The sequence below is a fragment of the Spirosoma montaniterrae genome, assembly GCF_001988955.1.
GTDB classification, from domain to species: Bacteria; Bacteroidota; Bacteroidia; order Cytophagales; family Spirosomataceae; genus Spirosoma; species Spirosoma montaniterrae.
On record NZ_CP014263.1, the window covers coordinates 1055484 to 1078453 of the forward strand.

The 22970-nt window shown below is 54.3% G+C and carries 22 protein-coding genes; 5 read left to right on the forward strand and 17 right to left on the reverse strand.

The features are described from left to right. Positions 1–2 precede the first annotated feature (2 nt). From AWR27_RS04600 to AWR27_RS04630, 7 genes are all read right to left on the reverse strand, one after another. Complete coding sequence (locus AWR27_RS04600) at positions 3–1304, reverse strand: amidohydrolase family protein (protein WP_077130111.1); 1302 nt, start codon at positions 1302–1304, stop codon at positions 3–5. Between the two features lie 159 nt (positions 1305–1463). Next, positions 1464–4517 (reverse strand): amidohydrolase family protein, encoded by a 3054-nt coding sequence (locus tag AWR27_RS04605; protein WP_077130112.1) that lies wholly within the window; start codon positions 4515–4517, stop codon positions 1464–1466. 238 nt (positions 4518–4755) lie between these two features. Next, positions 4756–6870, reverse strand: a complete 2115-nt coding sequence (glgX, locus tag AWR27_RS04610) for a glycogen debranching protein GlgX (RefSeq protein ID WP_077130113.1) — start codon at positions 6868–6870, stop codon at positions 4756–4758. A gap of 225 nt (positions 6871–7095) precedes the next feature. Beyond that, the gene (locus AWR27_RS04615) at positions 7096–7551 is read right to left on the reverse strand and encodes a ferritin-like domain-containing protein (RefSeq protein WP_077130114.1); all 456 of its coding nucleotides are present in this window, start codon (positions 7549–7551) and stop codon (positions 7096–7098) included. A 75-nt stretch (positions 7552–7626) separates the two neighbouring features. After that, positions 7627–7974 (reverse strand): DUF3140 domain-containing protein, encoded by a 348-nt coding sequence (locus AWR27_RS04620; protein ID WP_077130115.1) that lies wholly within the window; start codon positions 7972–7974, stop codon positions 7627–7629. 2 nt (positions 7975–7976) lie between these two features. Beyond that, positions 7977–8192, reverse strand: a complete 216-nt coding sequence (locus AWR27_RS04625) for a hypervirulence associated TUDOR domain-containing protein (protein WP_077130116.1) — start codon at positions 8190–8192, stop codon at positions 7977–7979. A gap of 42 nt (positions 8193–8234) precedes the next feature. Continuing rightward, a complete protein-coding gene (locus tag AWR27_RS04630) occupies positions 8235–8891 on the reverse strand; it encodes a YiaD family glycine zipper/OmpA-like lipoprotein (RefSeq protein WP_418346634.1) in 657 nt (218 codons plus the stop codon). Between the two features lie 351 nt (positions 8892–9242). On the opposite strand from AWR27_RS04630, the gene AWR27_RS04635 reads away from it, so the two are divergent. Further along, complete coding sequence (locus AWR27_RS04635) at positions 9243–10439, forward strand: alpha/beta hydrolase family protein (protein ID WP_077130118.1); 1197 nt, start codon at positions 9243–9245, stop codon at positions 10437–10439. Between the two features lie 111 nt (positions 10440–10550). On the opposite strand, the gene AWR27_RS04640 is transcribed toward AWR27_RS04635, so the two are convergent. The 5 genes from AWR27_RS04640 to AWR27_RS04660 form a co-directional block, all read right to left on the reverse strand. Continuing rightward, positions 10551–11471 (reverse strand): TolB family protein, encoded by a 921-nt coding sequence (locus AWR27_RS04640; protein WP_077130119.1) that lies wholly within the window; start codon positions 11469–11471, stop codon positions 10551–10553. 1 nt (position 11472) lies between these two features. Then, the gene (locus AWR27_RS04645; RefSeq protein ID WP_077130120.1) at positions 11473–12594 is read right to left on the reverse strand and encodes a hypothetical protein; all 1122 of its coding nucleotides are present in this window, start codon (positions 12592–12594) and stop codon (positions 11473–11475) included. A gap of 49 nt (positions 12595–12643) precedes the next feature. Then, on the reverse strand, positions 12644–13639 hold the full coding sequence (locus AWR27_RS04650; protein WP_077130121.1) for a 3-hydroxyacyl-CoA dehydrogenase family protein: 996 nt from the start codon (positions 13637–13639) through the stop codon (positions 12644–12646). 29 nt (positions 13640–13668) lie between these two features. Further along, entirely contained in the window at positions 13669–14346 is a 678-nt protein-coding gene (locus AWR27_RS04655) for a response regulator transcription factor (RefSeq protein ID WP_077130122.1), read from the reverse strand. A gap of 155 nt (positions 14347–14501) precedes the next feature. Then, positions 14502–15728, reverse strand: coding sequence for a sensor histidine kinase (locus tag AWR27_RS04660; protein WP_077130123.1), 1227 nt, complete (start codon positions 15726–15728; stop codon positions 14502–14504). A gap of 247 nt (positions 15729–15975) precedes the next feature. Here AWR27_RS04660 and AWR27_RS04665 point away from each other — a divergent pair, with 247 nt between their 5' ends. Continuing rightward, a complete protein-coding gene (locus tag AWR27_RS04665; protein WP_077130124.1) occupies positions 15976–16350 on the forward strand; it encodes a DUF1573 domain-containing protein in 375 nt (124 codons plus the stop codon). A 94-nt stretch (positions 16351–16444) separates the two neighbouring features. On the opposite strand, the gene AWR27_RS04670 is transcribed toward AWR27_RS04665, so the two are convergent. Then, positions 16445–17497, reverse strand: a complete 1053-nt coding sequence (locus AWR27_RS04670) for a glycoside hydrolase family 130 protein (protein WP_077130125.1) — start codon at positions 17495–17497, stop codon at positions 16445–16447. Between the two features lie 117 nt (positions 17498–17614). On the opposite strand from AWR27_RS04670, the gene AWR27_RS04675 reads away from it, so the two are divergent. Next, a complete protein-coding gene (locus AWR27_RS04675; protein WP_077130126.1) occupies positions 17615–17887 on the forward strand; it encodes an adhesin in 273 nt (90 codons plus the stop codon). Between the two features lie 21 nt (positions 17888–17908). Then, the gene (locus AWR27_RS04680) at positions 17909–18094 is read left to right on the forward strand and encodes a hypothetical protein (protein ID WP_077130127.1); all 186 of its coding nucleotides are present in this window, start codon (positions 17909–17911) and stop codon (positions 18092–18094) included. Between the two features lie 183 nt (positions 18095–18277). Here the strand turns inward: AWR27_RS04680 and AWR27_RS04685 are convergent, their stop codons facing one another. Next, positions 18278–19564 (reverse strand): chorismate-binding protein, encoded by a 1287-nt coding sequence (locus tag AWR27_RS04685; RefSeq protein WP_077130128.1) that lies wholly within the window; start codon positions 19562–19564, stop codon positions 18278–18280. A gap of 150 nt (positions 19565–19714) precedes the next feature. Between AWR27_RS04685 and AWR27_RS04690 the strand changes: the two genes are divergently transcribed. Further along, positions 19715–19921: a DUF2281 domain-containing protein gene (locus AWR27_RS04690; RefSeq protein WP_077130129.1), complete on the forward strand. Its 207-nt coding sequence runs from the start codon at positions 19715–19717 to the stop codon at positions 19919–19921. Between the two features lie 79 nt (positions 19922–20000). On the opposite strand, the gene AWR27_RS04695 is transcribed toward AWR27_RS04690, so the two are convergent. The 3 genes from AWR27_RS04695 to AWR27_RS04705 all read right to left on the reverse strand — a co-directional run bounded on the left by AWR27_RS04695 (position 20001) and on the right by AWR27_RS04705 (position 22950). After that, positions 20001–21083 (reverse strand): Gfo/Idh/MocA family protein, encoded by a 1083-nt coding sequence (locus tag AWR27_RS04695; RefSeq protein ID WP_077130130.1) that lies wholly within the window; start codon positions 21081–21083, stop codon positions 20001–20003. 125 nt (positions 21084–21208) lie between these two features. Then, positions 21209–22375 (reverse strand): pyridoxal phosphate-dependent aminotransferase, encoded by a 1167-nt coding sequence (locus AWR27_RS04700; RefSeq protein WP_077130131.1) that lies wholly within the window; start codon positions 22373–22375, stop codon positions 21209–21211. 98 nt (positions 22376–22473) lie between these two features. Then, the gene (locus AWR27_RS04705) at positions 22474–22950 is read right to left on the reverse strand and encodes a hypothetical protein (RefSeq protein WP_077130132.1); all 477 of its coding nucleotides are present in this window, start codon (positions 22948–22950) and stop codon (positions 22474–22476) included. Positions 22951–22970 lie beyond the last annotated feature (20 nt).

The window sequence follows — 22970 nt, forward strand, 5'->3', positions numbered from 1 at the left end:
AATTATTTTTCCTCGTACTTCTTCTTGTAGGTCTGATATAGCCGTTTGTGGCGGTCGTCTAAATCGATTTTTCGCCCCTGAATAAACGCCTGCTCTATTACGTTTGTCCGCATGTCGAGGGCATCGCCCGCCGATACGAACAGCGTGGCCTGCTTGCCTTGCTCCAGTGTACCCACGAGTTTGTCGATGCCGAGGATTTTGGCCGTGTTGGATGTAATCATTTTCAGGGCTTCTTCGCGGTCTGATACGCCAAAGCCTACGGCGGTTCCGGCCTGAAAAGGCAGGTTGCGGGTCCGCCACCACTCGTCGGCATAACTCAGGCTCACCAGTACGCCCGATTTCTGCAAAATACCCGGCAGTCGATAGGGGAGGTCAACGGGTTCGTCTTCGCGGTTGGGCAGGCGGTGCAACGCGCTCAGAATCACCGGCACGTTCTGCTCTTTCAGGAATGTGACGACCCGATTGGCTTCTTCACCGCCTACAATCACCACCTTCGGCACACCCACCGACCGGGCAAATTGCACGGCTTCGATGATGTCTTTGCCGTAGTCGGCCCGGACATACAGGTTTTGCCGACCCGTAAACAGTCCGCGCATGGCTTCGAGTTTAAGATTCATGGGCATTGGATTCGTAATAGCCGCGTAAGCTTTGGCATCGGCGAAGGTTGCCCGGAGTGCGCCGATAGTTTCATCGCGCTTTTCATTCTTTTTTACGACGACGGAAAAATCATCGAAATTGAAATCACGGCTGAAATAACCGGGCCAGTTGAGCCAGATGCCATCGTCGCGTTTCAGCACGGCGTCTTCCCAGTTCCAGCCGTCGGCCATCATAATGCTCGAACTGCCCGATACGGTGCCGCCCTGCGGCATGGCCTGTGTCAGCAAAATACCGTTGTTGCGGATGGTCGGAATGATTTCCGAGTCGGTATTGTAGGCAATCAGGGCGCGAACATTGGGGTTCAGCGCACCCACTTCCTGCTTATCGACTGTGGCCCGGACGGCTGCAACTTCCTGCAACCCGACCGTCGATGCGGGCGAAATCAGGCCGGGATACACGTGCTTCCCGGCCACGTTGATTACCTCCACGTCGTTCAGATTCAGCCGCGTAGTTGTGGCATCGACAACGGTTGTGATGATGCCTTTGTCGAAAATAACGACGCCGTTTGGAATCACCTGTCCATTGCCAACGTGAACGATGCCGTTCATAAGCGCAATGGGCCGCGTTTGTGGCCGGGCCGGAGCCGGGTTCTGCGCCAACGCCGATACCGACGCCAGCACGAAAAGGGTTGATATGAAATGTTTCATGTTTTTATCCTTGTAGAGACGCAAGATTTTGCGTCTCTCGGTAGCCGGATGGTTTTTTAGAATCTTCTAAAGCAAATTGCTGACGTCAAAGGAGACGCCAAACGGAAATGTAAATTGCTGACGCGAGCGGAGACGCAAAATCTTGCGTCTCTACGATTGTCATCGTTCTTCCCCCTCTGCCATTACGCCTTCTATGTCTTCGCAGTGCCACATACGGGCGCGTTTGGGTGCTGGGCGGGTGGTGGGGTTGCCGCTTGCTTTGGCCGCTATCATCTTCTGAATCAGGCGGGTGCGCTCGGCCTGCATGGCGTTGCGTCGTTGCTCGTCGCCTTTTTGGCTGTAGTAGATGGCTCCGTCAATAATGGTGAAGTCAGGGCGGGCGTAGATGGTCAGCGGGTTGGCGTTCCAGAGTACAAGGTCAGCGTCTTTGCCAACGCGGATACTGCCTAACCGCCCATCCAAATGCAGCAGTTTTGCCGGATTGAGCGTTACGGTCTTCCAGGCGTCTTCTTCGGTCATGCCGCCATATTCGATGGTTTTGGCCGCTTCCTGATTCAGGCGACGCGCCATTTCGGCATCGTCGGAGTTGATCGAGACCGTTACGCCCTGCCGGTGCATCAACGCTGCGTTGTAGGGAATGGCGTCTTTCACTTCCATTTTGTAGGCCCACCAGTCGGCAAACGACGAGCCGCCCGCGCCGTGCTTCGCCATTTTGTCGGCCAGTTTGTAGCCCTCCAGAATGTGCGTAAACGTGTTGACTTTAAAGCCCAGCGAGTCGGCTACTTTCATGAGCATATTGATTTCCGACTGCACGTAGGAGTGGCAGGTGATAAACCGTTTACCATCTAAAATCTCGGCGAGTGCGTCGAGTTCGATGTCGCGCCGGGGTGGTTGCGATAGTCCTTTCGTCTTCACGTTCAGCGTATTATAGTTCTGCCACATGCGGCTGTATTCTTTAGCCCGCATGAAATGATCCATGTACACCTGCTCGACGCCCATGCGCGTTTGCGGAAACCGAACCCGGTTGGCATCGCCCCAGTTGGCCTGTTTTACATTTTCGCCCAGCGCGAATTTGATAAATCCATCGGCACCCGGCAGCAACAGCCCAGCAGGTGCTTCGCCCCATTTTAGCTTGATAATGGCCGACTGCCCGCCAATGGCGTTGGCCGAGCCGTGCAGCAGTTGCGACGTTGTAACGCCCCCGGCTAATTGGCGGTAGATGTTGATATCTTCCGAGTTCACCACGTCGGCCATTCGTACCTCAGCGGTCGATGACTGCGAGCCTTCGTTTACCGACAGCAGCGCAATGTGCGAATGCTCGTCGATGATGCCGGTAGTGAGGTGCTTGCCGGTGCCGTCGAGTACGGCAATATCGGCGGGAACGGGCATGTTTTTACCGATTTGGCTAATTTTCCCGTTCGTTACGAATACGTCCGTGTCTGGAAGAATCCCATCTTTTTCGTTGGTCCAGACGGTTGCGTTGCGAATCAGTATGGTTTGCGGCTGCGGCTTACGCACGTTGCCCATACCCACGAATGGGTACAGCAGTGAGGCCGTTACGGCAGTTGGTGCCGTTGCTGAAGCCGTTGTCGCTGACGTAGAAACCGGCGAATCAACTGCCCGCGCCATCGACCACGTTACTGGTTGCCCATCCGGAGTTTCGCCATCGCCCGCGTAGTTGGCCGGGCCGGTGCGGTAGCCAGTCAGGCGGGTAGTGCTGGTGCCCGGTTTTTTGTCGGTCGGTAGTTGTAGCGAGATTAATTCACCGCTCACCGCCACTTTCGGGGTAATTTTTATCGTATCGTTTCGGATAATCTGGTACTCGACTTTATCCGCCGTTTTTCCCGTAATGCTCAGCGACACGGGCGGTTGATTGCCAACCACAAGCCGCCAGTTGCCGCGCAGGTCAACAGCATCTTTTGGGTTGACGATGTACTGTTTGCCGCGAATCCAGTTTTCATAAATCACATTGTCGGGGCTGAATAGGTTGCCCGACGTGATGATGAAATTAGCCACGCGACCCTTCTGCAAGGTGCCCACCTGATCGTCGGCGCGGATGAGCCGGGCCGGTGTGGTGGTCAGTGCTTCTAATGCTTTTTGTTCGGAAAGCCCGTTTTCGATGGCTTTGCGCAGGTTGGCCCAGAAGTCGGCTTTGTTTTTCAGCCCCGCCGTAGTCAGCGCGAACGGAATGCCTGCTCCGGCCAGTTTCCCGGCGTTGGTGGGAGCCATTTCCCAGTGCTTCATTTCGGCCAGCGATACGTTGTCGGCGTCCCAGGCGTCTTCTACGTCGTATGCTGCCGGAAAAGTAAGCGGCACAATTAGCGACGCACCCGTAGCTTTCACCTCGTCGATGCGCTGGTATTCGTCGCCGGTAGTACGCATAACGAACTGAATGCCAAACTCGTCGCCCACTTTATCGGCTCGCAGAATACCAAGTTTATCGCCCGCATCGAAAATGGCGGGTAGCGGCTGAATGCGGGTCAGAGCTTCCAGCGAGAGGTTAGTTTGTTCGGTTTTGCCCGCTCGTTTGTACCAGTCAGCGTCGTAGAATGCCTGCCGCAGAATGGCTACCGACCCCATCATAGAGTTGGGCGCGGTTTGGCCCGAACTGCCCTTGCTGAACGAGTAATGCGCTGTGGCATTGGCTTTCAGCACCAGCGCGTTCTCACGTTCATCGGCCAGCGTAACCAGCACACCCGTGCCACGGGCCAGACCGTCGTGGGGGTGGGTCAGCACGGTTGCGAAGCCCATTTTTCGGAGTTCGTCCGCTTTTTTGGCATCGGCTTTGACGAGCAGACTCGCGTCGTTTTCGGGCTGAACGGCCTGATTCCAGTAATAGGGACCTTTCTTATTCGACTCAACTTGCGGAGGTGCGCCAAACCGACCGCCACCGGCTGCACGGGGTACGTCGGGCATTCCGTAGTCGGAGTCTAAATCGATCAGGGCGGGATAGATGCGTTTGCCGCGCAGGTCGGCCACAACAGTTCCGGCGGGCAGGCTGAGGTTGGTGCCAACGGCTTCTACACGTCCGTCGCGGATAAGCAGCGTGGCGTTCTGGAGGGTCGTTTGTGGGTCAACGACGACGGTAGCATTAGTGAAGGCATACAGACCCGGACGTTCGTCGTACACGCCATTGCGCGGGAAGCCCGTCTGCGCCTGAGCCGTAGCCAACAGGCCGAGCGCAAACAGCCCCATCAGGAGAGGTATTCGCATAAACTGATAAATTGGGATGATTGGGTAATTTGCTTAAATGTACGAATAACCAGCAAAAGTTGCCCATTCGTCTGTGATGAAACTATAAAAGCCCGACCTGAAATCCAGATCGGGCTTGAAGAAAGTATTGCGTATTATAGTGGGTTATAACCCCACCCCAACCCCTCCCCGTTAGGGAGGGGCTTACTGGCGTAAGCTTTTTTGGCCCCTCCCTAACGGGGAGGGGTTGGGGTGGGGTTTACTTCAGCCGTAACAGCACCGACGAGCGGGCCGCTACCGTGAATTCCTGACCGCCTTTGGTGGGTTTAACGCTGGGCCGCACCTGACCAACGTTGGTATCGATCAGCACTTCCCACGACGCAGTTTTGCGTTCGAGTTTGGGGAGCATAAACGGAATGTCTTCCCAGAAAGCGTTTAGAATCCAGATTAGCTGCTCGTCGCCAATATCCTGTCCATCTTCGGTTTGTTCTTCCACGCGTTTCCCGTCGATGAACAGCGCGAGGCAATGCGTTCCGGGATTTTGAAGATCGTCGTGCGTCATTTCCTGCCCGTCGGGGCGCAGAAACGACACTTGCTCACTGCCGAAGAATTTGCGTCGGCTCAGGAGCGGAATTTCCCGTCGCAGGGTCGTCAGCGCACTTGTGAAGTCGAATAAAGCCTGTTGCTTATCGTCCCAGTGCCAGTTCATCCAGCTAATCTCGCTGTCCTGATTGTAGCCGTTGTTGTTGCCCTGTTGTGTGCGGCCACATTCGTCGCCCATCACAATCATCGGCGTTCCCTGACTCAAGAGCAACGTAGTCAGGAAATTACGTTTTTGTTTTTCACGCAGTGCGTTGATGTCCGGGTCATCGGTCGGTCCTTCTGCGCCACAGTTCCAGCTTAGGTTATCGTTCGAACCGTCGTTGTTGTTTTCGCCATTGGCTTCGTTGTGCTTCTCGTTGTAGCTAACCAGGTCGTTGAGCGTAAAGCCATCGTGAGCCGTAATCAGGTTCACGCTGTTGGCTGGCGAACGGCCTTTGTCGTATAGGTCGGGGCTGCCAAGCAACCGCACGGCCACCTCACCTGCTTTGCCTTCGTCGCTTTTCCAGAAGGACCGCAGCGCATCACGGTATCTACCGTTCCACTCCGACCACTGGACCGGAAAGCCGCCCACATGATAGGACCCAATGTCCCAGGGTTCGGCAATCAGTTTCACCTGCGCCAGAACGGGGTCCTGCGCCACCGTATCCAAAAAGGATGATACATTGCCCATCTCTTCGTCGGTACGAATCAGAGCCGAGGCCAGGTCGAAACGGAAACCATCGACGTGCATCTCCGTAACCCAGTACCGCAGACTGTCCATGACCACCTGCAACGCACGCGGGTGGCTGATGTTGAACGTATTACCCGTTCCAGTGTAATCCATGTAATAGTCGGGGCTATCGCCGACCTGATGGTAATAGGCCCGGTTGTCGATGCCCTTAAACGAGAGCGTTGGACCGAGTTGATTGCCCTCGGCAGTGTGGTTGTACACCACGTCGAGAATCACTTCGATACCCGCTTTGTGCAGGTTTTTCACCATTTGCTTGAACTCAACAACCTGCTCACCGTTCATGCCGGACGACGAGTAGGTGTTCTGCGGGGCAAAAAAACCGATGCTGTTGTAGCCCCAGTAGCTTTCGTTCGTAAACTGATGCACGGGCAGCAACTCGACCGCCGTAACGCCTAATTTTTTAAGATAGTCGATGCTCTCCGGGGTGGCTAAGCCAGCGTAGGTGCCGCGAATGCGTTCGTCAATCGTGGGGTGCTGATGGGTGAACCCCTTTACGTGCATTTCATAGATAACCGAACGATGCATTGGAATGGCCGGAGCGGTATCGTCTTCCCAGTCAAATGCCCTGTCATCGATCACGACCGATTTTGGCATCGTTGGGCCACTATCTACGGCACTCATTACCCGATGCCGGTCGTCTTCGCCATCTTCGTAGTCATATCCCAACCAGTCATTGTTATGATTGACTGGTGCGTTAATGGCTTTGGCATACGGGTCGAGCAGCAGCTTGTTCGGATTGAAAAAATGACCGGCCTGCGGGTCATAGGGGCCATCTACGCGAAAACCGTAAAGCTGACCAGGTTGCAGTCCATCGACGTAAATATGCCAAACCAGATCAGTGCGTTCGGTTATAGGAATCATAGCCGTTTCGCGACCAGGATCAGCCGTGTCGTACAGACAGAGGTATGCGCCCGTAGCATTTTCGCTGAACAGGGCAACGTTTACGCCTTCGCCATCGAAGGTAGCACCGAGCGGATATGGTTTGCCCGGTTTTGTTGGAGGAGTCTCCGGAGGAGAGACGGTTTTAGAAGATTTGCTCATAACGTTGTAGGAACTGGTGGCTTCCCACTGCCTTCATTTTAGTAAGTTAACCGTTCGTTCAGGCCGAATGTTTACCCCAACCCCTCCCCGTTAGGGAGGGGCCAAGCATAGATGCTTCCAGCGAAAGCCCCTCCCCTCGTTTTGAGGGGAGGGGTTGGGGTGGGGTGGATGACAAACAAAAAAGCCTGCCTCCAATGGAAGCAGGCTTTCCGATCCCACCATTCACTACACTACCAAGGCCAAACGAGCCATCGTGGCATGAGCCGACTCGATACTCTGTTTTTGGCGTAGCAGCAACTCGCGGGTGCTGGCTACTAAGTCTGTTTCCTGCAACACGGCATTGTAGTTGTTGAGGGCTTCCTGATCGCCCCGCTGACACTCCTGCACGGTTGCTTTATCGTCGTTGCTGGCAAAGGTCGATTTAATGTTGATCCACGCGCGGTGCAAATCAGCTCCTAAACTGGTGCTGTTGTCGGGGTCGCCACCAAGTGTGCGAATCTCGCGGTCAAGTTCCAGAGCGAACTCACCACGCTGCCGGGCCTGCGCCAGAAACAAGCTCTTCAATTCAGCGTCTTTTACATTTTCGGCGGCTTCCTGATAGCCTTTTTCGCCATCACGTGTATCCGTAAGCAGGCGGTTGAGTTGGTCGAGGACTTCACCCCGTGTTTCCTTAACGTTCATAACGTGCTGTGTTTGGTTGTGTTAACAATTAAAAAGAAAAGAAATAACGTTTCGTGTGTTGAGTAAACCAGAAAACTACTTCTGCGGGTCGTGTCCCCAATTCTTCAGAGAATACGCCCAATTCGACCCGTCGACTTCCTTCGGTCGCTGGGCACTGTGCCGTTTTACATAGCTGACGACCTTCCGCATGTGCGCGTAATCGTCGTCCGATAAATCGCTGGCTTTCTTTTTCAGAATCTGGATGATGCGCTCGCCCGATTTATGCCCGGTCGATTCACCTTCGTCGTCCTTCTTCTGCCCAACCGACTTCGATTCGTCGGTGTCTAACCATTTTTCGAGTTGCGACGCGGTCATGTTGACCGCATCGTTAAACTCATCGCGAATGGTTTTTTTCTCAGTGTCATCTAAGGTCGCCGTTGCCATGTCTACTTATTTTTAGTGACCTCGCTGGCCGACTTGATGATTTTCTTGCTGCCCTGCTTAATCACAAGGGCAGGTTCTTCAGCAGAGCCTTTACGCTTTACTTTCGCGCCCTGAACAGTGCGTTCCACATCATCTTTGTGAACTTCGGCAACGGTGCCTTTAGCTTCGCCTTTGCCGTATTTCCACGTCACTTCGTCACCTTTCTTAACCGTTGCCATTGTCAAAATGCTGTTAGTTGGATAAAGCGTAGTCGATCACTGTTAATCGTCTAATTTGCCATCTTTGGCATCGCGTTGCATTTTCTTATTGGCAAATACCGCGATGTCGACCCGGCGATTTTTCTGACGACCAGCTTCTGTCGAGTTGTCGGCTACTGGCTGAGCTTCACCATACCCTTTCTCATCGAGCCGGGCTGTTTTCACGCCCTGCGCTTTCAGATAATCGGCAACGGCATCAGCACGTTGTTTCGAGAGTTTCTGATTGTAATCGTCCGGTCCGGTTGCGTCGGCATGACCTTCTATCACAATATCCGTATCCTCATATTTATTGAGCGTCTGCGCAAAATCAGCTAATGCCTTCTGCGTGGCTGGCTTCAACTGATACGAGTTTACGTCAAACAGAATATCGGAACCAAGCGTAACCTTGATACCTTCACCTACGCGCTCAACTTCAGCGTTTGGCAGCTCGCGCTTGATCTCTTCCGCCTGCTTATCCATCCGCCGACCGATTACGGCGCCAGCGGCACCACCCACCGTTGCGCCCAAAATGGCACCCAACGCGGTGTTGCCCGACCGCCGACCGATAACGCCCCCAACTACAGCACCGCTACCAGCACCGATAGCTGCACCCCGTTGGGTTTTATTCGTATTGTTTTTGATTGATTTGCAACCCGTCAGGGTTACGTTACTTGCCAACATGCCGGTAGCCGCCAAAACAAAAAGCGAGCGTTTACCAACCGTTATCCATTGTTTGTTCATGTGTCGTGAATACTTGGTACTGCCCACGGTAGTCCAAAGGTCGTACCAGTCTACCCGATAGCATTAGGAGAGAAAAGCAGAGGGTAGGCCAAACGATTGATTATTAGTTGGTTGAAGGTTATATAGTTTACATATAGTTTGAGCAGTTAGTTTTTAGAAATTGGCAAATCGGGTTTTATTCGGGAAGTGGGATGCCTATTCTTGTGGAGTCGATTCCACACCGGGTCGCAAACGAAAACGGGCAGAGTGGTGTTTTCTTTATACAACTCAACAACGTTTTATCCTTTTTTCATGCTTACCATAAAATCTCTGTTCGTCCTGCTGCTGGCGGGCCTGATGGTGCTCATTGCACCTACGGGTTGCCAGAAACCCGGCAGCGAAACACCCACAGCCCCCGCGCCTGCCCGAACGTTACTCAGCAGTTCGCTCATCGGCGAGTATTCAGCAACCCAACTGCGTAGCCGGTTTACGGGCGCGAGTTCGGCTCTTCAGCTATTTATCCGGCACGGCATCAAGGTTTATCGGCTCGAATACAGCACGGTCAATACGGATGGCAAGCCCATTAAAGCATCGGGTGCGGTCATTATTCCAACCGCTACCACGGCTATGCCATTGCTGAGTATGCAGCACGGTACTATTCAAAATGATGCCGATGCGCCGTCCTATTTCCGGTCGGGCAGCGAGGCCAATATGTTTGGGTCGGTGTTTGCGTCGCAGGGATATATCATTGCCGCCCCCGATTACATTGGTTATGGTGCCTCGAAAGACCTGCCGCATCCGTATGAGCATCGGGCTACGCTGGCATCGGCGTCGCTCGATATGCTGCGGGCATCGCGCGAGTTTCTGGCCGATAACAAAGTCAACTGGGATAAGCGGCTATTCGTGGCGGGCTATTCGGAAGGTGGATATGCGACGCTGGCTTTGCAAAAGAAAATAGAAGAAGAAACCGGCAGCGAGTTCAACCTGGTGGCGTCGAGTTGCGGGGCCGGTGCTTACGACAAACCGGCCTTCATGCGCGAGGTTATCAACAATCGAACCAGCGGCATCGACTATGTGAACCGGCTGTATGTCTGGGTGTTGCAATCGTATGACCGCATCTATGGCCTGAACCGCCAGATGTCATATTATTTTAAAGAACCTTATGCTGCCCGACTTACCGCCAACCCAACTGCCAGCATCAATGTAAGTCTGAACAGCGCGTTTACCGATAGTTTCAAACAGGCCATCAACGACGGCACCGACAAGGGTTTTCTGGCGGCAGTGCAGGACAACGACATCCACGACTGGAAACCGCGCACGCGTACCCGGCTCTACCACGGCGACGCCGACGAAACGGTGTTGTACGTGAACTCGAAAAATGCCTACGACGCCATGCGCAAACGCGGAGCCACCAACGTCGAACTCATTACCATGCGCGGAGCCAACCACGCCACCGGCATCATCGAATTCATCACAGGTACGTATGGGTTTTTTGGTGGGGTACAATAGAGGGAGTAAGGGGTAAGAGGGGGCAAGGGGTAAAGGTGTAGGGTTGGAAAGGGTTTTGATTAATAAAAAAACGCCTTTCCAACCTTACTCCCTCTACCCCTTACCCCCCTTTCAGTACGTCACAAATCCGAACGCTTTGCTATCGGGCGACCAACTCGGTACGTTAATCGTGCCCTGACCGCCCTGAAACCGGGCTAATTCGTTGAATACGCCCGGCTTTTTTGTGTCCATCAACCGCAGCATCACGGCTTTGTCGGCGGGGTGAGCGGCTTTCTGGTCTTCGAGGTAGCTGATAAAGACTATCCATCGGCCATCGGGTGAAGGGTGCGGAAACCAGTTGGAATACTGGTCGTTGGTCAGTTGTTCAGGGTTGGAACCGTCGGGAGCCATGCGCCAGAGTTGCATGTGGCCCGTGCGGTACGAGTTAAAATAAATGTAGCGGCCATCGGGCGAATAGTCGGGACCGTCGTCAAGACCAGGCGAGGTTGTCAGGCGGGTTTCGGTGCCGCCCGTGATGGGTATCGTATAAATATCGAAATCGGGTTTATTGTCGGGGCCAACGGGCCGCTCGGCTACGTAGGCCAGCGTTTTGCCATCGGGCGAGACACCGTGCCAGTACGATGGTCCCTGCTGCGTAATGCGCGTGGGTTCGCCCCCGGTCAGCGGTACGGTAAATATATTCGAGGTTTTATAATCACGGCCTGTTCCATCTGTGTTGTGGCTGATGATGAGCGTCTTACCATCGGGCGTCAGGCCGTGGTCGTTGTTGCAGGCGTTGGCCGTTCCGGTGTTGATACGCGCTTTCTGCCCGTCTTTTACGGCCACTTTGTACAGCAGACCGCGCTCGTTGATAATCAGAAACTGCCCGTCGCGGGTCCAGTTGGGTGCCTCGAACCGAACGCTATCCTGCCGCACAACACGCCGGGTGTTCGTTGTCAGGTCATAGATTTCCAGTCGGCTTATCACTGGTTTCACCACGGTCTGGGCTATTGCCAATTGGGCTGTCAGCAGAAGTAAGGGAAGGTATTTCATGCTACTTTGCTGTTACTGTTACGATAGCATACGGAGCCTGATTGGGCTGACGTACTTTGCCGTTAACGGGCGTTTGAAAGCGGTCTTCGTCGTGGATAATGAGCAGCCGGTTCTTGTCTAACGGTGTCAGGTCTTCGCCTTTATGACCGAATCGCAGCGGTTGCCCCTGCGTATCGCGCACGAGCGTGAAAGGCTTATTGCTGAACAAACCATCGGCAGATATCGACCACAGGTAAGCGTCGAGTCGGTCTTTTGTTTCGAGTGATGTCAGCAGCCAAAAGCGATTCCGATAGGGATCATACTCTAAGCTCGACAGGCTTAACGGCAACGGCAGCGATGGTTCGGCAGTGGCCGGGTCGAAGTCGGCCACTACGCGCCAGTCGTCACGGAGCCGGATGCGCTCGCCAGTTCCCGCTCCTTCGATGTAATACGACACCGCAATGATTTTATCGACGGGCTTGAACGCACTATACGATTCGCCCACTTCGCGGATGCCAAACAGCAGGTGTTGGTTGGTTGCGGCCAGACCTTCTACTTTGAAATACGGTGCGCCTTTTGGAAACTCCTCGGTTTTTAACGCTTGGGCCAGCTTATTTCGGTAAGCTATTGACGTTCGGCTGGTATCGTCGGGAGCCAGTACGCGCGGATTCTGCTCGTCGCCAGTGCGCCAGTACAGAATCGTATTGTAGCCATTCCATTCCGGGCTACCAGCTTTCACGCGGTCGAAGGCTGTGGTAAGCAGTACAAACCGCCGGTCGGGTGTTTGGGCGAAATCTTCGTACTTGCGCCCCTGGGCATAGGCCGTGGTCATTACATACGCCGGTGGCTGTGTCGAATCGGCCAGCGTTGCCAGCGGTTTGCTGAACACCGGGCCGAGGTCGGCAGGCATGTCTTTGTCATTGGCGAACAGGAGCTTACGGCCATCATAGGCCACCGCAGACGCTTCGCACCAAACCGCTTTTCCGTCGAGCGTGGTGCCGGGTGCAAAGCAGGTAAGCAAACCCTCTTCGGTGATGGTGGCCGAAAGCTGGGATGCAGAAGAAACGGAAGACGGTTTTACGGTTTTGCAGCCAGCAGCCAGTACGGCTACGAATGCGACCGGGACAAGTAAATGACGAATCATAAGGGCGTTTTTAGCGTGTGTTCGCAAATTACGATGCTGTCGTTGAAAATCATCCGACCTGTTTCAGTTGCTGCTTCACCACGTCGGCGGGGTAGCGCAATGCCAGCTCGCGTATCTCAAAGCTAAACCGCTCGAAGGTATCCCTCCAGGCATTGGCTTCTTCGGGCGTGTATTCGTAGAATCCGTCGGCGTTGGTAACACCCCGGCCTCCCCGGTCCACAATAGTCTGAATCAGCTTCGGCACGTCAGTACGATTGCTCAGGGTGGGCCACAGGTCTTTCAGCACGGCATGGTAGGCCGGTACGCCTGTCAGATCCATCCAGCGAAACACGCCCACCAGCGTCATCCAGTACCCCGCATTGTTACGGCAGGCCCGATCAACGTCTTCGATGGTGGCGTACCCTTCTTCTACCAACGTGAATGCCTCGCGGTACATGGCGTACATAAGCCGGTTGGTAATAAAGCCCCGAATGTCTTTACGCACCAGCGTTGGTTCTTTGCCCCAGCGATGTGCCAGCGCGTATACCCACTCGGCGCAGGCCAGATCGGTCTGATCGCCACAGATTACTTCGAGAAAGCGGGTTGTATGCGACGGTTCGGCCCAATGCAAACCAATAAACCGCTGCGGACGGCGCGTAAACTGCTGAAGCTGCGTAATCGGAATAGCGGAGGTGTTGGAGCTAATCACGGCATCGTCGGCCACTTCGGCTTCTATCAGCTCATATACCCGCTGCTTGATGGCAGGCTGTTCAAGCGTACACTCAATAATTAACCGGCAGTTTTTTAGAGCCGCATATGTGTCGGTAATCGTCAGGTTTTCAAGGAAATAGTCGGGCTGCTGATTGGTTATTTTCCAGGTATGCAGGTCGTTCAGGTGGTGTCGGATGCGTGGTTCGGCAGTTGGCAAATCAGCCGGAATCGGGGCAACAGCCACCACCGGATGACCAGCCGCCAGCAAACAGGTGGCAATGCTGCACCCCATCAACCCCAGACCAACAACGCCTACGGGCAGCGATTCATTTGGCAACTCAATAGCAGCAGACATAGGAGTGTTTTTAGCAAAAAGTAGACACCTCAACGATTCTCCTGACGCAGCACAAACCCAACCCCGTGAACGTTTTCGATGCGCAGAGCCGGGTAGTCGGATAGTCGTTTGCGGAGCCGGGAAATGAATACGTCGAGACTGCGACCCATGAAATAATCGTCGTTGCCCCAGATGGCCCGTAGTAGTTCGTCGCGCCGAACGAGCGTATTAGGCCGGTCGAGCAGGTAGGCCAGCACGTCGGCTTCACGGTGGGTGAGGGTTTGTGGTTCAGCATTTACGTACAGCACCAGATTGGTACGGTCGAGCCGAAACGAATCGGATTGGTTCTCCGGCAGTTGCGCAGGCTGTGTTCGCCGGAGAAAGACGTTGATTTTCAGGATCAATTCTTCAATGCTGAATGGCTTTGCCAAATAATCGTCGGCACCGAGTCGCAGACCATTCAGGCGGCTGTCTTTGTCGGCCAGCGCACTCAGAAACAGAATCGGAATGTGTAGGTTCACGCTCCGAATCTGCCGGGCCAGTTCAAAGCCGTCGGTTTGCGGTAACATTACGTCGAGCAAACACAAATCGAACGGCTCCCGTTGAAAAGCGACCCACGCATCGGCACCGTTCGTACAGTGTGTTACGCTGAACGGCACAGTTGAGAGCGTGTCCCGCACGACAAACCCCAGATTAACGTCGTCTTCAACAAATAAAATACGTGCCATCGTGGTGGTTGACCGGTTGAATGATTGAGTGGTTGAATGATTGAATGATGGACTGATTGAATGGTTGTAGCGGCAACACAATCAACTACCGACGAATCTAAGGCAGTCTGGCACTCCATTCAATCATTCAATCACTCAATCATTCAACCAGTCCATCATTCAATTAGTATAAACGTGCTTCCTTGTTCGGGTTGGCTATCTACGGTGAGTTGCCAGCCGTGTGCCCGCGCAATGCGCTGCACGGCGTACAGCCCCAGCCCGAAGCCGTTGGGCGGGGCAACGTGGCCGGTTGACGGTACGCGAAAAAACTGTCGGAAAATAGCTTTGTGATAACGTGGCTCAATACCGATACCGTTGTCAGCTACCGACCAAACGAGCCGCCCATTCCCGCGTCGGGTGTGCAGCACTACGCGGGGTGTAGGCTGGCTATATTTCAACGCATTGTCGATCAGGTTATTGATTACTGTTTCGAGCTGATGGCGGTCGGCCAGGAGGTGGGCGTCGGGGGCGGTCAGGTCGAGCGAAACGGCGGGGCCGAATGCGTCGGCGGCTGTGGTCAGCACCTCGTGCAGATCGACCGACGTGCGTTCAGGTACAAAGCCGTTGCGCTCGGAGCGGGCCACCTGCAACACACTGTTGATGCGTTGTTGCAGGCGTCGGCTTTCTTCGTTCAGCACGCGGGCGTATTGTCGGAGCCGGTCGGGTTGCTGCATAATGGCATCGGTTTGCAGCACGTCGGCGGCAATGCGGATAGTCGATACGGGCGTTTGCAGTTCGTGGGTAATGTTGTTGATAAAGTCGCGCTGTACTTCGGTCAGCCGCCGTTGTTTCAGCACCACGGTCAGCGTGTAGCCGAAGAAAATTACCACCAGCAGCACCGCGCCCGTCGACCAGAGCCAGCCGCTCAACTGCCCTGCCACCACGCCCGACTGATTAGGAAACCGAATGCCGAAATAATACGTGTAGTCAGCGAATTTGGGCAAATTACGCGCATTGCGGGTGGTTTGCGCACTGGTGCTGACATAGTCGCCGTAGACCATGCGGTCGGTTTCGCAGTCGTAAATACCGTACTCAAAGTCAGTAATCAGGTGATGCCGTTGCAGCGAATTCAGAATGAAGGTTTCGAGCGTAACAGGATCGATGGGGGCATTGGTGTTCACTATAAAGTAGTCGGGCGAAAGCTGAGTTACGGCATAGCGATTCAGCGTAAAGCGGTTCAGCCGGGCCACGTCGTCGGCCACGTCCTGCAACGCAATAAACGCCGATTGCCGGAACTGCCGTTCGCGCAGGGCATAGGCATTCCGCACCCATACCGCCTGCACGGCCAGAATGCCAATAATACTCAGCACCGACAAAATAACCAGTAGACGAAGGCGTGACACGGGACCGTTGATTGACTGATTGAGTGGTTGAATGGTTGAATGATTGAATGATTGAATTGGCGAGGTAAAGAACGGGCAATTCAGTCAATCACTCAATCATTCGATCAGTCAACAAGAGTGCGTTAACAACTCATTAACAAACGTTAGGAAGTGCTTAACAGGCAGGTTAGGGTGAGGTGCGTAGGTTTGCCCTGTCGTTCGGGTGAACGACCGCGACGTTCTCACTTTTTCTAAAACCTGTTTTTTTATGAAACGCATTTTGTTCTTTGCTTCGCTCGTTTGTTTGTCGGCTTCGGTGGCTATGACCCTGCCGACGGCTCTGTTTACGTGGGGGAAAACCACGCACGATTTCGGCAAAATAACCCAAAACAAGCCCGTTACGGCTGAATTTCAATTTGTTAACAAAGGCGATATGCCATTAGTGATTAATAATGCCAGAGGCTCCTGTGGCTGCACGGGGGTCGATTACCCGAAAGAAGCTATTTTACCCGGCGCGTCGGGCAAAATCCGGGCCACGTTCAATGCTGCTACGGTCGGCTCGTTCAACAAAAGCGTACTGGTCGAGTCGAATGCCGAAGGCGGCACGGCTGTCTTGTACGTGAAAGGCGAGGTAGTGAAATAAGTATGTCCTGTTAGCCATAGACTGGAGTGAAGTAGTGATTTGGCGATTGTATTCTACAAAAAACTATAAATTTGTAGAATACAATCGCCAAATTTCATACCAGTTCGCATACGCCCACGCCCGAATCTGCCGCGCCGTAATACACCCAGATTTTGCCGGCATGAGCCGTACCCTCGGGCCAGCGAACCCAGCCGTTGGCGAACACAACGTTTGGGAAAAAACCGTCGCGCTCCCAGGGTAGGTCGGGGGTGAGCAGGGGTACTTCGGAGCGGTCGAGGACGTGCGTGGGGTCGTCGCGGTCGAGCAGGGCCAGGGCGAGGGCATAGGCGTGGGTTTCGTCGGCACCGTGGTAGCAGACTAACCAGCCTTCGTCGGTGAGCAGTGGTTCGGGACCACCGCCGATTTTGCCGCCTTCCCAGGCAAACTTTTTATCCTGTAAACCGCGCCCGCCGAAACCGAAGCGGTGATTTCCCCAGTGAATGCCATCAGTAGAATCGGCAAACCAGACTGACGGTTTACCAATATCCGACACCATCGGGCGGTGCATCAGACAGTATTTTCCGTCAACTTTTTCGGGGAACAGGGCCACGTCTTTGTTAGGGGGTGGCAGAATCAAACCCACGCGCTCCACATCGCGGAAATCGGTGGTAATGGCTAAACCCACCGCCGGGCCATGTTCCGACACTGCCGTGTAGGTGATCCAGTATTTTCCGTCCAGAAACGTGATTCGTGCGTCTTCGATACCATACGACTCGTCCATACGGGCGGGGAACAGAAACGGCTTTTCGTCAATCGTGAAGTTCAGCCCGTCGCGGCTGCGGGCAAGCCGGAGATGGCTTAGCGACGTCAGGTATTGCTTGCCCTGAATGGTAACAACACGCGGGTCATAGTCCTCGTCGGGTTCGGCAAACTCCCTGACCGTCAGCGTTGGAACGCCGTTTTTTTCTTCGAGTAGCGGCACCAGAATAAGCCCCTTTTTAGGTTTGGGTGCTTCGGCCACACGCAGGAGCAGGACTATCTCATCGTCAATAAAACATGCTGCCGGGTTAAAGGCACCCAAAACCTCGAAATCATCGATGGCAGGCGTTACGTCGCTGGTGCGAATTATTGGCTGATCGGTTAACCGATTGAACTGGTAGTTTTTCATTATCAATAACAACTATTTTTTTGCCCGTTTAGTCAATTACCTGACGTTGCGGCCAACTTTCATGACAAAAGTCGCGTTATTTTTGGGCCAAAACAGAACCAATTATTTCTTTCTGCCATGATTAACCACCCCACTTTTGCGCAGGACGACGATGTAATGCTGCTCACGCCCAACCCCAAAATGGCCGCTTATGATGATGATGACGACGATGATAATTTAGCCGACGACTTCGATGACGAGGGCGGTGCTGAGTTTGATGAACTCGGGTCAGGAGCGACCAGTGGCTATGGCGAGGAGGACTTAGCCGAAATCGAAGACGAGTTTGCCGACGATGATCTGGAATTAGATGATGATATTGACGACGACCTCGATGACGACAGTATGGAATAAAAATACGAAAACTCAACGAATATGAACACAGAAGCTAACCCCCAGGATTCAGAGGAGAATCGCCAGGCATCAGGTGGCACCGACAACACCGCACCCGACAGTGAAACGCAGTCGTCGGTAGCAGCCAATCAGGGCCGTACCAACAACGCCGACATTCGCAGTGAGGAGACCGGGGCCGACTCGTTCGAGAAAGCCGAAGGAGAGTGATTAATGCGAAATTGAACGAAGTATGTTGTATGGCTGGCTGGCGCAGGTGGAGACGCAAAGGGTTGCGTCTCTACGCTGGGCGGTCAATTGTAGAGACGCAACCCTTTGCGTCTCCACCTGCGCCAGCCAGCCATACAACAATACCGCTTCACTATAGCAGCAGCCAGCAGTTTCTCCGTATAGTTAACTGTTGGCTGTTGGTTGATAACTGATAACTGAAAGCAGCGTCTGGCATTTCATTTCGGTTTCGAGCCATTCGCGGGTGGGGTCGGAGTCTTCGGTCAGGCCGGCTCCGGCGTAGAGCGTGGCCGTGCGGCCTTCGAGTTTCATACAGCGGATGTGTACAAACAAATGGCTGGCCGGACGGCTGTCGGCAGCATCGATATTGATCGGGCCGAGGAAACCGGCGTAGAACTCGCGGTCGTAGGTTTCGTGCTGCTCAATGAACGCAAAGGCCCGGTCGCGGGGCATACCGCACACTGCCGACGTTGGATGCAACAGCCGCAACATTACTGTACCAAGTTGTGGGTAACGAACGGCCTGCGTATCGACCGTGAAGTGCGAACCGAGGTGCATCAGATTGCCAGCGACGACCGTTTTTGGCCCTTCTTCTAAGTATTCACGCAACCGGATCTTCTTGAAACACTCAATAATATACCGGCTCACCAAAGCCTGTTCTTCAATTTCTTTCTGCGACCAAAGAGCGTCTGCTGCCCGTTTAGCCGTACCATCGGGGTGCCGCGCCGACTGCGTACCAGCCAGCGAAAGCGTCTTGAAAATGCCATCGGCGTCCTGACTCACTAACCGTTCGGGCGTGGCACTGATCCAGATTTGCCCGCGCTCTGGCACCGACACGGCGGAAATGAACGCCGTTGGATAAGCCTCGCACAACCGGTCGAACAGCAGTACGGCGTTAGGCACGTCGGCAAACTGCACCTGCTTCACTCGCGATAACACTACCTTTCGGAACTCACCCCGCTGAAGAGCGTCTATGGCTTCGGCCACGTCGCGCTCAAATTGGGCCTGTACGTCGGGGTCGGGAAGAACTGTCAGCGCAGGTAGGACAGTCGGCGATGTTGCCCCGTTTTTTTGGGTCAAAAAACGTTGAAAGTCAGTGATTTGCTGATCAAACTTCGACGTCTGACTGTCGTGTTTTTCAGCGATAAGGTGACCCGTTTCTGAAAAGCGGGCGTGGATGTCGGCCCGGAGAAACAGCGTTTTGGCAGGCGTTTCGGTATCGCTGTTCAGGTTATCGAACGGGCTGAGGGCAAACCCGGCGGGTAACTCCTCCAGATCGACCGCCACGCGGGGCAGCACCGTATCGAACGACACAATCAGGTGTTTGTCGCGCTGATACGGCAGTCGCCAGAGTGCTGCCGGGAAGCCCAGCGTCAGGGCTGTTTCCCAATACTCGACCGAAGTCGGTTGTAGGGCGGTGTGGTGTATGTCAACAACAATAGCAGGTTGCATAGTACTCCCGTAACAGTTTGTGCGGGCGTTTTGTGCCGAAATCCGGCAACTTTGTCTGTGTTGGGCTTGTTGTTGCTACAGCCGATAATTTCGTTGATATTGCATCGTTAATCACCCTCTCGAAGCATACAGCGTAACGTCTTATGTGCTATGCAAACTGCTGAGTTAAAACTGAAAGTTGTAAAAGAAATTACTGAATTGCCAGATGAGCAGTTTATTAAGGTGTATGACGCGCTCGTAGAAGTACTTCATGCTCCAATTCGCACACCTAAATTTGGCAGTGCGAAGGGGTTAATTGCATTCATGGCCGAGGACTTCTATGCACCCCTTGATGACTTCAAGGCATATATGCCATGAATCAATTATTAGATACTCACACCTTCCAAACGACAGTTATTTTTCCGCTTATCCAGTAAACACGATTTGGTGAACCACCTCACAACCGTACCACTTCTCCCGTTTTAACGCTTTCGTCGCACGCGAATGCGATGCGGAGCGAGTTTACGGCGTCTTGCAGGTGGTCGGTGAGGTCAAGGTTTTCGCGGATGGCACGGAGGAAATAGCGTTGTTCGCGGTTGCAGAGTTCCTGATGGTCGGGTTCGTCGGTCAGGTCGATCCACTCGTCGGCGTAGGCAAATTGGTCGTCGGCGGTGAGGTCGGCGCGGTGAACCCGCAGCGATTCGGTCTTCGTATGAGCATCTACGTTATCCGACTGCCCGGTAGCTCCGGCATTTTTGGCTGTAATCGACACGCAGCCGTTCGGTCCAATCACGTCTTTTACGAAAAAAGCCGTTTCGCTCATCATTGGCCCCCAACCCGCTTCGTACCAGCCGACCGAACCGTCGTCGAACCGGATTTGCAGTTGCCCGTAGTTGTAGTTATCGGCTGGAATGTCGTTGGTCAGTCGTGCGCCAATCGCGCTTACCCACACGGGTTTGGCCCGCGTCATCTGGCACATCACGTCGATGTAATGTACTCCGCAATCGACAATCGGGCTGAGCGATTTCATCAGGTTGCGGTGAACCGTCCACATATAGCCGTGGCTTTGCTGATTCAGGTTCATGCGCATCACCAGCGGCTTGCCGAGATTTTGCGCTTCCTGTACAAACCGCTCCCACGACGGATGCACCCGCAGAATGTAGCCCACTACTACTTTTTTATCTGCTTTTTGGGCGGCTGCCATCACCCGCTCGGCCCCTTCGACCGTATCGGCCAGCGGTTTTTCGATAAACACATGACAACCCGCTTCGAGAGCCTGAATCGCGAACTGCTCGTGCGTGTCGGGATAGGTCGAAATGCAAACGGCGTCGGGGCGGGTTTCGGTCAGTGCCGTGGCATAATCATCGAAGAGCGGGTAGCCACCGCCCAGTTTGTCGTTCAATACATACTTGCTTTGGCCGGTCGAGACGATGCCGCAGATTTGAAAACCGTCGAGCGTGTGGTAGGCCGTAGCGTGCGACGCGCCCATGTTGCCACAGCCAACAACGAGAACGCGAATAGGGGAGGATTGTGCAGTCATGGCGGCAAATATAAATTAGCCGCCCGGCTCTTCCGTTAGCGGGCGAATTAATTCGCTCGCTAACGGAAGAAAAATCCGTGTTTATTCGCTCAATCCGTCAAATCCGTGTTCCATTTATCCCCATTCTACGAAATAATTTTCAGCCCGTCGGCGAATGCCTGCATCTGCGGCATGGTGCCGAGGCTGACGCGGCACCAGAACTGCCCGTCGAATTTCCATTGCCGGATGCTCACGCCCTGCTCCATCATGCGGGCCACGAAGTCGTCGCCCTTCATCCGAATCGGGAACATCACAAAGTTCGCGCCCGATGGCAGCGGCTCGTAGTTGTGTTGCTTCAGGACGCCCGCCAGAAAATCTTTCGACTCCTGCGTTTTGCCCAGCGAATACTTGATAAAGTCGGTGTCCTGCAAGCTCACAATAGCCGCCCGGAGTGTGGTCATGCTCATACTGCTGCCGCCCGTAGCAAATTTACTGATTTGCTCCAGCAGTTCGGGTTTGGCAATCATATAGCCCGTTCGCAGGCCCGCAAAGCCGTGAACTTTCGAGAATGTCTTGGTAACAATTACGTTTGCGCCTTTGCGTACCAGATCAACCATCGAATACGCTTTCGGATCGGGGGTGTAGTCAATGTAGGCTTCGTCGACCAGAATGGGTGTTTTTGCGCCAACGGCTTCGCAGAACGCCCGCAGTTTAGCCGGGTCAACGGTAATGGCCGTGGGGTTGTTGGGGTTGCAGAGATAGACCATGCCGGTCTGACTACCCACGCGTTCGGCCAATTTGTTGAGATTGATGTCGTAGCCATCGGCGGCAACGAGCGGCACCCGGTCCATCGTAATGCCATGCCGCATAGCCGAGCGGGGCAGGGCGTCGAACGTAGGGTCGGGGGCTACGATGGTGCGCCCGGCATTGGGCCGATACGCAGCCCAGAACGCGGTTGCTGTCAACAACTCGCCCGAACCGGCACCCAGCAGTACGTGATCTTCGGGAACGCCCTCGGTTTCGGCCACGAGTTTGCGAAACTGGCGGGCATATTCCATCGCGTAGAGGTAGCCGTCGGGCGCGGCTTCGGTAATCACTTTCAACGCTTTCGGCGACGGGCCGTAGGGGTTCTCATTGGCCGACAGCCGGGCTTTCAGGACACCCTTGCGCGGGTCGTCCTTTCTTGGGTCGAGCCGCAGCGGTTGGCCGTTCGGTTCATCTAACCACGGCTCACAGAGTGCGGCTGGGGCAGCGGCCAAACTGATTCCCGATAACATACTGGCCCGCAGCCAGTTACGACGATTGATTTGCATAGTTCAACAAGTGATAAGTGATGAACGATGAGTGATGAGTGATAAGAGATGAGTGCTTCGCGTCAGCCTACTCATCGTTCATCACTTATCACTCATCACTAATTAATTCCCTGTACTCTTGATAATCGGCTGAACGCCTGGCCTTTGTGGGTGCCGGTCCAGGTGAGCAGTACACTGCTGCCCGCACGGGGTGCCGTTACGCCTAATTCGGCCCAGGTTTTGGTAATAGTGGCTTTGCCAGTGGCGTCGGTTTGCAGATCGCCCAGTGCCGCACCGGCGCGCGTGGTCAGCCGCAACGCCAGCGCCGACACTGGAATCGAATCAATTCCGACTTTATTGTCCAAGATACCGGTTTTATCGAGTTCATAGACGCGCACGGCCATCGTGACTGGCCCGCCCACCTTCTGCGACACTACGGGTTCGCCCGTCAGTCCGCCCCCGTCGCCGGTGGCGTTGTCGATGACAACCAGTACGGGAGCCGCCACGCGGTCAACAAAGGGGTCATCTTCTTTCGTACAGCCTGCCAGCAATGTCAAGGCCAGCAGCGTTATCACATGAGGAATATATCGGTTCATAGTAGTTTCGTTTTGCATTT